We start from the raw sequence: 13,172 nt of genomic DNA on the forward strand, positions 1-13,172 counted from the left end.
GATCGAAAAGGCACTGTGTTCAGCTATTATGAAATGTTGTCTTTGCTGAGTGAAACGCCATTGCGAACAAAAAAATGAAACCAATATAAACCCTTAGCGTCTTTTGCGTTAAAATTAAATTAAAATAGATTTGGCAGCTTTCGAACATACCGACGGATTTAAGATCATTCAGCAATGGATGACCGGTAAAGGTATTGAACCTTTTAAATTTCAGATAGAAACCTGGAAGAAATTTGAAAACGGATACAGCGGAATGGTAGTTGCTCCTACCGGTTTTGGAAAAACGTTCTCTGTTTTTTTAGCATTAATTTCTAACTTCCTGAATCATCCCGATCAATATAAAAAAGGACTGAAAATGATCTGGATGACACCACTTCGTTCTCTGTCCAAAGATATTGCTAAAGCCATGCAGGAAGCAATTGATGAAATAGGGCTCGACTGGGCTGTAGGAGTAAGAAACGGCGATACTGATCCAAAAGTAAGACAGCAGCAGGTTAAAAAAATGCCTGAAATTCTGGTGGTAACTCCCGAAAGTCTCCATTTGCTCCTTGCTCAGAAAAATAATGAAGCTTTTTTCAGGGATATGAAATGCATTGCTGTAGACGAATGGCATGAATTACTGGGCTCAAAACGAGGTGTGATGGTAGAACTCGGTATTTCACAGCTTAGAAAATATGTCCCGAAAGTTAAAATCTGGGGAATTACAGCCACCATCGGAAATCTGGATGAAGCTATGGAAGTACTCATCCCTTATGATATTAAAAAGACAAAAATCACAGCTAAAGAGCATAAAAAGATAGATATTCTTCCTGTTTTTCCTAATGAAATCGAAACATTACCCTGGGCAGGACATCTTGGAAATAAGCTTGCAGATAAAGTAGTCCCTATTATTTTGGATTCAAAATCTACCATTGTATTTACGAATACCAGAAGCCAGAGCGAAATGTGGTACCAGCTTCTGCTGGATGCTCATCCTGATTTTGCAGGACAAATTGCAATCCATCACAGTTCTATTGATGCCCATTTGAGAATCTGGATTGAGGAAAATCTAAGTTCCGGTAAATTAAAAGCTGTGGTATCCACATCATCCCTCGATCTTGGTATTGACTTTAAACCAGTTGACACCGTTATTCAGATAGGATCCGCAAAAGGTGTCGCACGTTTCCTCCAAAGAGCCGGACGGAGCGGTCACTCCCCTTTTGAAACTTCCAGAATTTATTGTGTCCCTACCCATTCTTTGGAACTGATTGAAGTTTCAGCCTTAAAAGAAGCCGTAAAACAAAAAGTAGTGGAGCCCAGAGAACCACAGGTTTTATGTTTTGATGTATTGGTTCAGTTTCTGATGACATTGGCTGTTGGTGATGGCTTTTATCCTGATGAACTCTATGAAAGAATCAAAAAAGTATATGCTTTTCAGGAAATGTTGGATGAAGAGTGGCAAAGCATCCTGGAGTTTCTTACCATTGGCGGAAGTGTGTTGAAAAACTATGAAGAATTCCATAAAATAGTCATTATGGAAGACGGCCTTTATAAAGTCACTTCAAGAAAAATAGCGATGCTTCACAGGATGAATATGGGTGTTATTGTAAGTGATGCGATGCTAAAGGTGAAATTTATTTCCGGAGGTTATATCGGAATGATTGAAGAATATTTTATTTCAAAACTAAAGAAAGAGGAAAAATTCATTTTAGCCGGACGTACCCTTGAAGTTGCAATGATCAAAGATATGACCGTGTATGTAAGAGCAGCTAAAGGAAGGGCTTTAGTACCCAGTTATCTGGGAGGAAGATTGCCACTAAGCTCTAATTTAGGACATTTTTTAAGAGAAAAACTTTCACACGCTTTAAATCCAAAAGCTTCAGAAAAAGAACTCAAATTTCTGCATCCACTTCTGATCAATCAGGAAGCAAATTCTCATATTCCCAAAGAAAATGAATTTCTTGTTGAAATGATTAAAAACCGTGAAGGATATCACTTGTTCATGTATCCTTTTGAAGGACGTTTGGTTCATGAAGTAATGGCCGCCCTGATTGCCTACAGGATTTCAAAGCTTGCGCCTATTTCCTTTTCTATGGCGATGAATGATTACGGATTCGAATTGTTCAGTGACAAAGAGATCCCGCTAAATGAAGAAAACCTGAAACAGATTCTTACGAGAGACAATCTGATGAACGATGTGATTGCAAGTATTAATTCTGCAGAAATGGCAAGACGAAAATTTCGTGATATTGCTGTAATTTCAGGAATGGTGATTCAAAATTATGCAGGACAGCAGCGCTCCAACAAATCATTACAAAGCTCTGCCGGATTGATTTTCAAAGTTCTGGAAGACCATGATCCCAATCATTTTTTAATAAAGCAGGCCTATACAGAAGTTTTTAACATGCAGCTTCAGGAACAACGGCTTGTAGAAGCTTTTAAAAGGATTGAAAAATCTGAAATTATTCTAAAACATTCCCGTTCTTTTACCCCGCTCAGCTTCCCCATCAAAGTAGACAGTCTGAGACAAACTCTTTCGAGTGAAGGATTGGATGCAAGGATTAAAAGAATGTTGAAACTATCTAATATAAGTGATATTTCATAAGGCTTTTCTGATAAATTCTTCTGCAATTTTAATCTTATTCTTAGCCTAATATTCTAAGTTAATTTTCTTGATAAGTTTAAATAATCATCGTAACTTAGAGTATACCTTCTTAGAAGTTTAAAATAAAATGTAAATAATGGAAAAATTATTCCTGGTCCGTCACGGACAGTCACTCTGGAATCTGGAAAACAGATTTACAGGCTGGAAAGATATTGATATAACTGAAGCCGGAATTGAAGAAGCAAAAAAAGCAGGTCTTGCGCTAAAAGGAGAAAGAATAGATATTGCATTTACTTCTGCCTTGGTAAGGGCACAACATACCCTCTCCATCATCCTTAACGAAATTGGAAATCCCAATATTCCGGTCATCAAGGATAAAGCATTAAACGAACGTTCTTACGGAAATCTAGAAGGATTAAACAAAGCAGAAACCGCACTGAAATATGGTGATGAGCAGGTTCATATCTGGCGCAGATCATTTGATGTGGTTCCTCCGGGCGGAGAAAGCCTTAAAGATACTTACAGCAGAGTAATTCCTTATTTTGAAAGTCAGATAAGACCCTTATTAAAACAGGGCGAGAATGTATTGATTGTAGCCCATGGAAATAGTCTCCGTGCACTTATTATGTATCTGGAGCATCTTTCTCCTGAAGAAATTTTAGAACGGGAAATTGCTACCGGTATTCCTCTGACTTATGTTTTTGATGAAAAATTTCATGTAAGCCGGAGAGTCAGTTAATCCGATTTAAATAGTTTACCTTTAAGCATTAAATTTTCAATCCATCAAGTGTTTATAGCAACAAAAAAAATTTCCATCCATAATGAAACTTTAATTCTGACCAATCAGCGGGCAGCATTCCGGGAAAAAGATAAAGCATTGATCCTTTCCGATCTTCATATCGGGAAAACTGCTCATTTCCGTAAAAATGGTATTGCATTGGCCAATCATATTATGAAAAGCGACCTGGAAAGATTATCCGCACTGATTGAGTTTTTTCAGCCTGAAAAATTCATTGTGGTTGGTGATCTACTTCACGCCGGAGACAATTCTGATGTGGATGAATTCTGTGTATGGAAAAAGCAATATCCCGACTTGCAGTTTTATCTTATTGAAGGAAATCATGACAGAATTTCCAAAGCTTTAGAGGAAAAATTATGTTTTGATTACAAAGCTGAATGGCTTGAAACTGATGACATTACTTTTATTCATGATTTTGATCCGGCCAGATCCGGATTTCAGATTACCGGACATATTCACCCCGGAATTGTGCTGAGTTCTGCGGTAAAGAATATCAGGCTTCCCTGCTTTGCGCTCACCAGCGATCAATTGTTACTTCCTGCTTTTAGTGAATTCACAGGATTGGATACCAAAAATCTGCCTAAGAAAAGTACATTTTTTGTATTTACAGACGCGGAAATTTATGAAATTTAATACTTTGGTTTTATATCCTTGTCAAGGTTCAGAACCTTGACAAGGATTGATAAGTCTGATAAAAATTATTTGTGAAATCTTAATTTTTCCTGCTTAAACGGATACTGTAGATCGTTATCAATACGGTAACCAGCAGGAACAAAGCCCCGATCCAGGGTGTACTTTCCAGCCCTAAAGAAGATGTCACAATCATTCCTCCTGCATAAGATCCGATTGCAATACCCATATTAAAGGCTGCAATATTGATCCCTGAGGCAACGTCTTCCGTTCCCGGAAGTTCTTTTTCTGCAATTTGTACCACCAATAGCTGAAGTCCCGGAACAGAAGCAAATGATAATGCTCCTAAAAGGAAAAGGGTAATTATACTTAGCACCGGACTGCTTACGGTAAAATAAAAGGCAAGCAATACCAGTCCCTGTGCGGCAAACATCCATAGAAGAGCTTTCAAAGGGTTTTTATTTGCTACTTTTCCTCCAATCAGGTTTCCTAGTGCAATGGCAATTCCATAAATCAAAAGGATAAAAGTGACTGTAGATTCCTGAAATCCTGTGATCTTCTGTAAAATAGGTGACAGATAAGTAAAAACAACAAATGTTCCTCCATACCCCATTGCAGTCATTAAAAAAGCAAAGATCAGACGTTTATTTCCCAATACCTTAAACTGGCTTTTTAATGAAGCTGTTTTCCCATTTTTCAGCGTATTGGGAACCAGTAATAAACTGGCTGCTAACCCAATCATTCCAAGGATTGAAACCCCAATAAAAGTCGCTCTCCATCCGAAGTGCTGTCCTATAAAAGTTCCCAGCGGAACTCCTGTTACAATGGCCAGTGTCAGTCCGGCAAACATAATAGAAATTGCTGTAGCTCTTTTTTCTTCAGGTACCAATGAAGCGGCAATGGTAGAACCGATGGAAAAATAAACTCCATGGGCAAAACCCGTTAAAATTCTTGCCAGCACTAAAGTTATAAATCCGGGAGCAATCGATGCCAGGCCATTTCCGATAACAAATAACAGCATAATAGAAACCAAAAGTGTTTTACGAGGAATTTTCCCCGTTAATGCCGTTAATATAGGAGCTCCGATAGCTACTCCAATCGCATAAAGACTCACCAGTAATCCTGCTGACGGAATGGTAATCCCGAGATCAGATGCTACAGTGGGCAGCAGTCCCACAATTACAAATTCAGTAGTTCCTATTCCGAAGGCACTAATCGTTAATGCCCATAAAGCTGCAGGAAGACCTTTTTTAACCGTCTGTGTTGCAGTATTGATTTCTATTTCTTTTTGAAAATTCATTGTCTTATAATTTGTTGATATTGATAAGGCAAATTTCCGACGAATATTTGTATTATAAAAATTATTTAAATTGCATCAAAGTATCAGAATAATGATAGTTTTATTTTAAGTTTAAAATTTGTTCCTTTGTACAATAATCAGCAGTTTTAATGAAGAAATCAGAAGCAACCCGACTTACTATTCTCCAGAAAGCGTTCGAATTAATCTATGTAAAAGGTTTCCAGACAACAAGCATTGATGAAATTATCGCAACGACTCAGGTGACAAAAGGTGCTTTTTACTATCATTTTAAAACTAAAGATGAGATGGGACTGGCTATTATCAACGAACTGATGAAGCCCAACTTCAGACGCAACTTTATTGAATCCCTTGAATACAACAAAAATCCTCTGGACAATATTTATGAGATCATCCACAATCTCCTGATGGAAAATGATTTTCTAAAAGTTGAGTATGGCTGCCCTACTTCGAATTTTGTGCAGCAAATGGCACCTTGGCACACTGCCTTTACCCAGGCTTTACATGAGCTTTCAAAAGAATGGGAAGAAGCTTTTACTGAAAGTATTGAAAAAGGAAAAAAGGAAGGAATCATTAAAAAGGAAGTCAGCGCAAGAGAAGTCAGTGTTTTTGTCATTTCCGGGTATTGGGGAGTCAGAAATTTGGGGAAGGTTGAAAATTCAAAAGAAGTATATCTTATTTATTTAAAGGGACTTAAGTCTTACTTCAAAACTCTTCAATAATTTTTTTACTCAAAAACATACTAATTAGTATGTTTTTATTATACCTTTGTCCTGTTCTAAAAAATAACCCATGTACCAAACCCTTACTTTTTTACATTCATTAACCCGATGGTTGGTCTTAATAAGCTTACTCTATGCTATTTACCGTTCTTTCAAAGGATTTATGTCGGAAAGAAAATTTACAGGAACTGATAATGCTGTCAGGCATTGGACCGCTACTATCGCTCATATCCAACTGATCATAGGAATGGTTTTTTATTTGAAAAGCCCAGTAATTCAATACTTCTGGAAGAATCTGAATGCAGCCAAAGAATCTTTTGAACATCTGTTTTTTGGTTTGATTCATATTTCATTGATGATTACCGCCATTATTATCATTACAGTTGGTTCTGCTTTAACCAAAAGAAAATCTTCAGATAAAGAAAAATTCAAAACTATGGGCATCTGGTTTTCTATTGCGCTGATTATTATTTTCATTGCCATTCCATGGCCCTTTTCTCCTTTTGCAAACAGACCTTATTTCAGATAATTATGATAGATTTATTTAAAACAAAAATCGGACGGCTGAGAATTCTGGCTATTTTAGAAGGGATCTCATTACTGACCCTGACAGGCATTGCCGTTCCTATGAAGTATTGGATGGGAAATCCTTTATTGGTAAGACTCATCGGCCCGGTACACGGAACATTATTCCTGCTTTTCCTATTCAATACATTGAGTGTGGGTGTGGAACAGAACTGGAAATTCAAAGAAATAACATGGAAAGTAATTCTTGCCTGCTTTATTCCGTTTGGAACATTTTATATTGACAAAAAAATACTGAGCAAGCTATGAAAAGCCTTTTTATATTCTGTGGAATTGCCCTTATTCTTTATGTTGCCTACAGAATATACCGATTCCAGACTTTAGATAACGGATTACCGCAGCTGCTCAAAAAAGGAGCGATAATTCTCGATGTAAGAACTGAAAAAGAATATGAAACGGGACATATAGAAGGTTCTGTAAATATTTCATTAGGAACAATCAGAGAGCGGTATGTAGAATTGGATCCTGAAAAAACATACATTACAGTATGCTCTCATGGGCTTCGAAGTGTAAAAGCTGAAAATATTCTCAAAGAAAGAGGCTTCAGCCATATTCATAACGGAGGTGCCTGGACAGACCTTCAGAAAACAATGAGTCAATAAATATAAATCTCTCCTGCATATCATTTACAGGAGAGATTTATTTTTTAAATGGTTTTATCGTCAAGCCATACAACTTTTTGTTGCGGTGAATGCTCCTGCCCTATGATGTCTCGGTACAATTCAGGTCTTCGGGCTTTAATATACCTGTACCCTCCTGCCTGAGTAAGCTTTTCTGGGGTAATGACAGCCGATTCAAAGCTATCTTCCCACGAATGACATTCTGCAATAATATCTCCGAAAGGATCAATAATCATGGAACATCCGTTTTTCAGCTGGTCATCATCCATTCCTACAGGGTTTGAAAAAACAATGTAAGCACCATTATCATAAGCTCTTGACGGAAGCCATTTCATCAGCCAGTCTCTGCCTTTCATTCCCTTAAATTCCAACCGTAAAGAGGTAGGATCAGCGACCCTGTTTTCCCACAATTGAGGATCAACAAACCCAGCTCCCGGCCTTGTAGAAGGGGTGCACATGGTAACGTGTGGCATAAAAATAATCTCGGCTCCCAGAAGTCTTGTTGCTCTTACATTTTCAATGATGTTGTTATCATAGCAGATCAAAATTCCACACTTCCAGCCCATAATATCAAATACACAATACTCATTTCCGGGTATAAGATTCGGATTGATAAAAGGATGAAGTTTTCGGTATTTAGCCTTCAGCCCTGTTTTATCAACACATACATATGCTTTGAAAAGATTGTCATATTGATCTTTTTCAAACAGACCTGCTAATAGGGTAATATTATATTTTATGGCAATCTCCTGCAATTTTTGGATGCTCTCCCCTTCCGGAATACGTTCAGCAACGTCGAGGAGTTGTTCTTTGGAAAGTTTCCTTGCAAAAGTATAGCCTGTGATTGAACATTCATGAAAAACAATCACATGAGAGCCTTTGGATGCCGCTTCAGCAGCTAATTTTTCGATAACGGACAGGTTATAAGCTTTATCCCCGCTTTTGTTTTCAAATTGTGCGGTTGAAATTTTAATATTCATTGATTTTTTTTAAGCAAAACTAGAGAGATCCGCCGCTGAAAAATTGTATAAAACCGACATGTCCGGTTTACAGCTCAATGAAATTAACAGCCATCTTATTTTCTGTATTCAGATACTGCTTGGGAGTAAGCCCGATATTATTTTTAAATTCTCTGATAAGATGTGACTGGTCGGAATATCCCGCTTCATATGAAAGCATCGTCATATTTTCATGATCAAATCCTTTATTCATAAGGCTTAAAAAGTAATGAAGACGGATAATATTTCCATATTTTTTGGGAGATATTCCCATATGATATTCAAACTTTCTTTCCAGATGCCGTTCAGAATACCCAGTGAAACTTTGTAAATTTTTGGAGGATACAGAGCCTTTATTCTGAAGAATATATTGCTGTGTTGCAGCTATCATATGATGTTCAGCATGCATGCTTTCTGATAAAAAATCAGTAAAAAATGTATTCAGATCATGAATAACAGCTAAAGGGTTTGTCTTATTAAACAGTTTTTCCTGAAATACTTCCAGCTTATTTTTCAATACGTCTTCCACAGAAACAATCTGATTACTGATTTCCTTAGCAGAAGTTTTTAAAAGAATATTCAGAAAATAAGGCTGGAATACAACAGCAATCAGAGAAAATCTCCCTTTTGAAGAAAAGTCTTTGTATCCGTTTAAAGCTCCGTAAAAAAAGGAAAGTGGCATATGGTCTTCTGAAATACCGGAATACAGATTCATATCCCCGGATAGAATAAGTCCGGAACTCCCATCAGTAAAGAGCCTTAGGTGCCTTATATCGCTTTCGGGATTTTCCAGAAAGATATAATGCCTGATATAAGGCGCTAAATGTTTAGGAGGCGAAATCTGCATCCATCAAATGTACGTAAAACATATTTATTGAAAAGAAATCAACGGAAGGTACCACACTTTATTCCTTTTTGGTCAGGTATTTGAATATTTTAATGAATACCAATCACTAAAATATTATATCATGTCAACACAAAATCTTACCCATCTCGAAGCGATCAAAAAAATCAAAGAACTTTCGGAAAAAGCCAGAATATGTATGTTTTGTACAGAACTGGACACCGTTCCGGTTAATTCAAGACCCATGAGCTTACAGGAAACGGATGACAGCGGAAATCTTTGGTTTATCAGCAGTGGTACCAGCAATAAAAATTTTGAAATTAAAGAAGACCGGAGAGTTCAACTGTTTTTTATGAATAACAGTGATTCCCAATATCTTTCTGTGTACGGAGAAGCGTCTGTTTATAAGGACAAAGCCACTATTGAAGATAAATGGTCTCCTCTGGCTAAAGCATGGTTTGACGGAAAAGATGATCCCAACGTTACAATTATCCGTGTAGAACCTAGAGAAACCTATTACTGGGATACCAAAGCGGGAAAACTGGTAAGCCTGTTTAGTTTTGTAGCGGCTGCAATCACAGGAAATAAAACCAATAATTCTGACGGTGTAGAAGGAAATGCAACGATTTAGAAAATTCTGAATAAGCAGTAAATTCTCTAATAAGAAAAAAAACGGCTCAAGAAATTGAGCCGTTTATACAAGATTAATAATGCTAATTTTTCACATCTTCTATAGATGCTCCAAAATTAATGTGAAGGACGTTCCCGTTTGGTGTTACTAAAGCGGGTACAGACATCACGCCTGCTTTTTCTGCGTCTTCAATTTTGTTTTTGTCATTACCCAAATGGATAATTTCAACATTTTCCAACCCTATAAGGCTGATAATATCATGTTCTGCGCTGATACATACAGGACATCCTGCATGATAAAAAATGGATTTTTTCATAAGATTGTATTAATTAATAAGGGTTTTAATAATATTTTTTAATTCTTCTGTTTCTTTTTCATGTAAAGGTTTTAAAGGACTTCTCAAGTTCCCGCCATCTTCACCCAGAATATTCAGACCTGACTTCACCGCTCTTGGTAATCCTTTATTAACAATAAATTTTAAAAGGTCAAACTGCTGATAGAAAATTGTTTTTGCTTTTTCAAGATTTCCTTCTTCAACAGCATTGTAAAGGCTGATATTAAGTTCAGGAATAAGATTGGGTGCAGCCGTACACCAGCCTCTTGCTCCTGCAGAAAATGCGGCCAGAGCCAAGGGATTGGAACCGTTATAGAAAGCAACCTCTTCTCCCAGTTCTCTTCTCAGATGATGCATTCTTTGAATATCTCCCGTACTTTCTTTGATCATGGTTACGTTAGGAATTTCAAGCAGCCTTTTCAACAGGATTGGTGACATATCTACTCCGCTTGTTGTCGGATTATTATAAGCCATAATCGGGATAGAAATTTTACGGGCAACGGCATCATAATGGGCAACAATCTCATCGTCCGTAAGCTTCCAGTAGCTCATCGGAATGATCATCACGGCATCAGCCCCTGCTTTCTCTGCAAATTGAGCATGGTGGATCGTTTTCTCTGTGGTAAGATTGGAAACCCCTACCAGTGTTGGAATTCTTCCCTTTACCTGTTGTAAGGTAGCTTCTGTAACCTCTTCCTTTTCTTCATCAGACAGGTATGGCATTACCCCTGTACTTCCCAATGGAGCAATACCATGACTTCCGGAAGTGATCAGCCTTTCTACCAAATGTTTGAAAAGAGGAATATCTACTTTTTCATTTTCATCAAAAGGTGTTATGGGATAGGCAATAATCCCTTTAAATGGCACATTTTTCATGTTTTTTGGTTTAAATGTTTAAGATTATTTTAAACCATTAAGAAAATAGTAAGTTGTTAAGAATATTCAATTGAGCTTTCCTTTAAAAAGGAAAATCATATCCAGTATCAATAAAAGTAACGAAAACAGTTTCTCAATGGTTTACCTCTCAGATCCTAAAGGTCTCTGCCTTCTTCTTCTCTCAAAGCCACTCCTAAGTTTTGCAGTTGAGGAGCGTTTTCGCAGGCAATATATTTGGCAGGTTCCGTATCACTTAAATTTTGGTGTTTATGCCAGGCCCATGAAGGAATATAAACGGCATCTCCAGCTTCCCAGTGTACTCTTTCATCCTCTACTTCTGTCCAGCCTTTTCCTTCGATTACAAATAATACCGTTTCATAAGTATGACGGTGTCTGTTCGTTTGCTGTCCGGGAGTTAATCCTCCAATGGTCATGCTTACATTTTTACTCGGAAGATCAACAAAGAAAACCGGATGCTTTCTCTCAGTTGAAAACTGGTTGTGTTCCCCCGCATTCTCTACATTTTTATGAATTAAATGGCTTGGTTTTACATACTTTGGTCTTGCAAAAGTTTCGTGGAAATCTTTAGAACTGAATTGTTTCTTGTCCATGATTTTAAAATTATTATGGTTTTGTGCTTTATTGCATGACAAAATTATTCTATATTTGGACTGTTTAAATGATTCAGTTTTCACATAAATAGATAGTCCAGATGTTACGTCCTTGGAAATTAGAATTAGAAATTGATAAAAATCTTGATAAAGCCGTTTATCTACAGATTGCAGATACTATTATCACGGATATCCGCTCAGGAAGATTAAAAGCAGGAGATGCACTGCCCGGAAGCAGAAATCTTGCCCAAACCTTAAAAATTAACCGAAATACTGTGGTGGAAGCCTACCAGGTCCTGATTAATGAAGAATGGGTAATTTCAAGAGAAAGGAAAGGTATTTTTGTATCAGAAAAGCTTCCTCTGTTACATGGAAAAAATGCAGATGCAATGCATGATTCTCAAAATCAACGGACAATGCCTAACGGAGTTCTGATCAATTTTGATGATGGTCATCCTGATAGTAAAATTGCGCCTGTCAATGAACTGGCACGAGCTTACAGGCAAATCTTCAGTATCAAAGCCAAATGGCAAATGATGGGTTATGGAGATGAACATGGCGATATAGAGTTCAGGAAAATGATCTCCCAGATGCTTAATCATCAGCGCGGAATGCATATTCATGAAAATGAAATTTCTATTACCCGTGGCAGCCAGATGGGAATGTTTCTTACCGCTCAGACTCTTTTAACTTCCGGAGACCAGGTTATTGTAGAAGATCCCGGATATCAGCCTGCATGGCAAGCTTTTCAATATGCCGGAGCTCAGCTTTTGCGTGTGCCTGTGGATAGAGAAGGAATCAATATGGAAGCTATTGAGAGACTTTTGACAGAGCATCAGAATGTCAAAGCCATATACATTACTCCTCACAGACAATATCCTACGACGGTTACGCTGAGCCTGTCAAGAAGATTGAGATTGATTGAATTATCAAACCAATATAATGTAACGATTATTGAAGATGATTATGATAATGAATTTCATTTTGGATATCGCCCTATTCTGCCCATTTCGAGTTTTCCGGAACTTCACAATTATGTGTATATCGGAACATTGAGCAAAGTGGTGGCACCAGCTTTGAGAATTGGTTATCTGGTCACTAAAAACCAGGAATTGCTGAAAAAAATTGGTGATCTGAGAAAGATTATTGATGTTCACGGAGATGTCATCATGGAACAGGCTGTTCTTCAACTGATCAAAGAAGGAGCTGTGAAAAAACATATCAGAAAAGCAACCGTTCATTATAAAAATAAAAGAGATTTTGTTTTTGAGCTGTTAAAAAAATGCATGATCGATATTGCAGATTTTACTTTGCCTGAAGGTGGTCTCGCCTTTTGGATTGTTCCTAAAAAACAACTGGATTGGGATATGATAACTCAATTATTACTGGATAAAAATATTAAGATTATCCATCCGAAGCAATACAGTCAAAATCATGTAAATGGTTTCAGATTAAGCTATGGAGCACTTTCTGAGGAACAGCTGGCACAAAGTATTCCTTTGATTGCTGAGGTTATTTCTAAATTTTCAACAGATTACGCAGAGCATTAGAAACTCTGCGTAATCTGTTGAATTGGATATGTTTTTAGATGATAAACTTTTAATTGAGGAAGCTATATAT

The 13,172-nt window shown here is 37.2% G+C and carries 15 protein-coding genes; 9 read left to right on the forward strand and 6 right to left on the reverse strand.

The features are described 5' to 3' along the window. The first annotated feature begins 130 nt into the window (after positions 1-130). The 3 genes from ODR02_RS07660 to pdeM all read left to right on the forward strand — a co-directional run bounded on the left by ODR02_RS07660 (position 131) and on the right by pdeM (position 4,016). Complete coding sequence (locus tag ODR02_RS07660) at positions 131-2,584, forward strand: ligase-associated DNA damage response DEXH box helicase (protein ID WP_309512043.1); 2,454 nt, start codon at positions 131-133, stop codon at positions 2,582-2,584. Positions 2,585-2,720: 136 nt separating this feature from the next. After that, positions 2,721-3,323, forward strand: coding sequence for a 2,3-bisphosphoglycerate-dependent phosphoglycerate mutase (locus ODR02_RS07665; RefSeq protein ID WP_209784459.1), 603 nt, complete (start codon positions 2,721-2,723; stop codon positions 3,321-3,323). A gap of 48 nt (positions 3,324-3,371) precedes the next feature. Beyond that, positions 3,372-4,016 carry a ligase-associated DNA damage response endonuclease PdeM gene (pdeM, locus tag ODR02_RS07670; RefSeq protein WP_309512044.1) on the forward strand — a complete coding sequence of 215 codons (645 nt, stop codon included), beginning with the start codon at positions 3,372-3,374 and terminating at the stop codon, positions 4,014-4,016. 79 nt (positions 4,017-4,095) lie between these two features. Here the strand turns inward: pdeM and ODR02_RS07675 are convergent, their stop codons facing one another. Further along, on the reverse strand, positions 4,096-5,313 hold the full coding sequence (locus tag ODR02_RS07675; protein ID WP_309512045.1) for an MFS transporter: 1,218 nt from the start codon (positions 5,311-5,313) through the stop codon (positions 4,096-4,098). A gap of 149 nt (positions 5,314-5,462) precedes the next feature. On the opposite strand from ODR02_RS07675, the gene ODR02_RS07680 reads away from it, so the two are divergent. From ODR02_RS07680 to ODR02_RS07695, 4 genes are all read left to right on the forward strand, one after another. Beyond that, a complete protein-coding gene (locus ODR02_RS07680) occupies positions 5,463-6,053 on the forward strand; it encodes a TetR/AcrR family transcriptional regulator (RefSeq protein ID WP_309512046.1) in 591 nt (196 codons plus the stop codon). A 70-nt stretch (positions 6,054-6,123) separates the two neighbouring features. Next, positions 6,124-6,582, forward strand: a complete 459-nt coding sequence (locus ODR02_RS07685; RefSeq protein WP_209784462.1) for a hypothetical protein — start codon at positions 6,124-6,126, stop codon at positions 6,580-6,582. A gap of 2 nt (positions 6,583-6,584) precedes the next feature. Next, positions 6,585-6,887, forward strand: a complete 303-nt coding sequence (locus ODR02_RS07690; RefSeq protein WP_209784463.1) for a DUF3817 domain-containing protein — start codon at positions 6,585-6,587, stop codon at positions 6,885-6,887. Further along, positions 6,884-7,240, forward strand: coding sequence for a rhodanese-like domain-containing protein (locus tag ODR02_RS07695; protein WP_209784464.1), 357 nt, complete (start codon positions 6,884-6,886; stop codon positions 7,238-7,240). Before ODR02_RS07690 ends, ODR02_RS07695 begins: the two co-directional genes overlap by 4 nt. A gap of 44 nt (positions 7,241-7,284) precedes the next feature. Here the strand turns inward: ODR02_RS07695 and ODR02_RS07700 are convergent, their stop codons facing one another. Together ODR02_RS07700 and ODR02_RS07705 are read right to left on the reverse strand one after the other, a co-directional pair. Next, on the reverse strand, positions 7,285-8,238 hold the full coding sequence (locus tag ODR02_RS07700; RefSeq protein WP_309512047.1) for a nitrilase family protein: 954 nt from the start codon (positions 8,236-8,238) through the stop codon (positions 7,285-7,287). 67 nt (positions 8,239-8,305) lie between these two features. Continuing rightward, positions 8,306-9,103: an AraC family transcriptional regulator gene (locus tag ODR02_RS07705; RefSeq protein ID WP_309512048.1), complete on the reverse strand. Its 798-nt coding sequence runs from the start codon at positions 9,101-9,103 to the stop codon at positions 8,306-8,308. A 121-nt stretch (positions 9,104-9,224) separates the two neighbouring features. On the opposite strand from ODR02_RS07705, the gene ODR02_RS07710 reads away from it, so the two are divergent. Beyond that, positions 9,225-9,731, forward strand: a complete 507-nt coding sequence (locus tag ODR02_RS07710; protein WP_309512049.1) for a pyridoxamine 5'-phosphate oxidase family protein — start codon at positions 9,225-9,227, stop codon at positions 9,729-9,731. Between the two features lie 82 nt (positions 9,732-9,813). On the opposite strand, the gene ODR02_RS07715 is transcribed toward ODR02_RS07710, so the two are convergent. The 3 genes from ODR02_RS07715 to ODR02_RS07725 all read right to left on the reverse strand — a co-directional run bounded on the left by ODR02_RS07715 (position 9,814) and on the right by ODR02_RS07725 (position 11,552). After that, positions 9,814-10,047, reverse strand: coding sequence for a thioredoxin family protein (locus ODR02_RS07715; RefSeq protein ID WP_105682372.1), 234 nt, complete (start codon positions 10,045-10,047; stop codon positions 9,814-9,816). A gap of 9 nt (positions 10,048-10,056) precedes the next feature. Next, positions 10,057-10,941 (reverse strand): dihydrodipicolinate synthase family protein, encoded by an 885-nt coding sequence (locus ODR02_RS07720; protein WP_309512050.1) that lies wholly within the window; start codon positions 10,939-10,941, stop codon positions 10,057-10,059. Between the two features lie 155 nt (positions 10,942-11,096). Continuing rightward, positions 11,097-11,552: a cupin domain-containing protein gene (locus ODR02_RS07725; protein ID WP_034698222.1), complete on the reverse strand. Its 456-nt coding sequence runs from the start codon at positions 11,550-11,552 to the stop codon at positions 11,097-11,099. Positions 11,553-11,653: 101 nt separating this feature from the next. On the opposite strand from ODR02_RS07725, the gene pdxR reads away from it, so the two are divergent. Further along, the gene (pdxR, locus tag ODR02_RS07730; RefSeq protein ID WP_309512051.1) at positions 11,654-13,102 is read left to right on the forward strand and encodes a MocR-like pyridoxine biosynthesis transcription factor PdxR; all 1,449 of its coding nucleotides are present in this window, start codon (positions 11,654-11,656) and stop codon (positions 13,100-13,102) included. The last annotated feature ends 70 nt before the right edge of the window (positions 13,103-13,172 follow it).

Origin of the sequence: Chryseobacterium sp. CFS2, assembly GCF_036543225.1 — a bacterium.
GTDB classification, from domain to species: Bacteria; Bacteroidota; Bacteroidia; order Flavobacteriales; family Weeksellaceae; genus Chryseobacterium; species Chryseobacterium culicis_A.

Excerpts from the sequence above, each read along its gene's own strand:
- ODR02_RS07665 (WP_209784459.1), top strand. The coding sequence starts at position 2,721 with ATGGAAAAATTATTCCTGGTCCGTCACGGACAGTCACTCTGGAATCTG.
- pdxR (WP_309512051.1), top strand. The coding sequence starts at position 11,654 with ATGTTACGTCCTTGGAAATTAGAATTAGAAATTGATAAAAATCTTGAT.
- ODR02_RS07725 (WP_034698222.1), bottom strand. The coding sequence starts at position 11,552 with ATGGACAAGAAACAATTCAGTTCTAAAGATTTCCACGAAACTTTTGCA.
- ODR02_RS07715 (WP_105682372.1), bottom strand. The coding sequence starts at position 10,047 with ATGAAAAAATCCATTTTTTATCATGCAGGATGTCCTGTATGTATCAGC.
- ODR02_RS07705 (WP_309512048.1), bottom strand. The coding sequence starts at position 9,103 with ATGCAGATTTCGCCTCCTAAACATTTAGCGCCTTATATCAGGCATTAT.
- ODR02_RS07690 (WP_209784463.1), top strand. The coding sequence starts at position 6,585 with ATGATAGATTTATTTAAAACAAAAATCGGACGGCTGAGAATTCTGGCT.
- ODR02_RS07710 (WP_309512049.1), top strand. The coding sequence starts at position 9,225 with ATGTCAACACAAAATCTTACCCATCTCGAAGCGATCAAAAAAATCAAA.
- ODR02_RS07720 (WP_309512050.1), bottom strand. The coding sequence starts at position 10,941 with ATGAAAAATGTGCCATTTAAAGGGATTATTGCCTATCCCATAACACCT.
- ODR02_RS07685 (WP_209784462.1), top strand. The coding sequence starts at position 6,124 with ATGTACCAAACCCTTACTTTTTTACATTCATTAACCCGATGGTTGGTC.
- ODR02_RS07675 (WP_309512045.1), bottom strand. The coding sequence starts at position 5,313 with ATGAATTTTCAAAAAGAAATAGAAATCAATACTGCAACACAGACGGTT.
- ODR02_RS07700 (WP_309512047.1), bottom strand. The coding sequence starts at position 8,238 with ATGAATATTAAAATTTCAACCGCACAATTTGAAAACAAAAGCGGGGAT.
- ODR02_RS07680 (WP_309512046.1), top strand. The coding sequence starts at position 5,463 with ATGAAGAAATCAGAAGCAACCCGACTTACTATTCTCCAGAAAGCGTTC.
- ODR02_RS07695 (WP_209784464.1), top strand. The coding sequence starts at position 6,884 with ATGAAAAGCCTTTTTATATTCTGTGGAATTGCCCTTATTCTTTATGTT.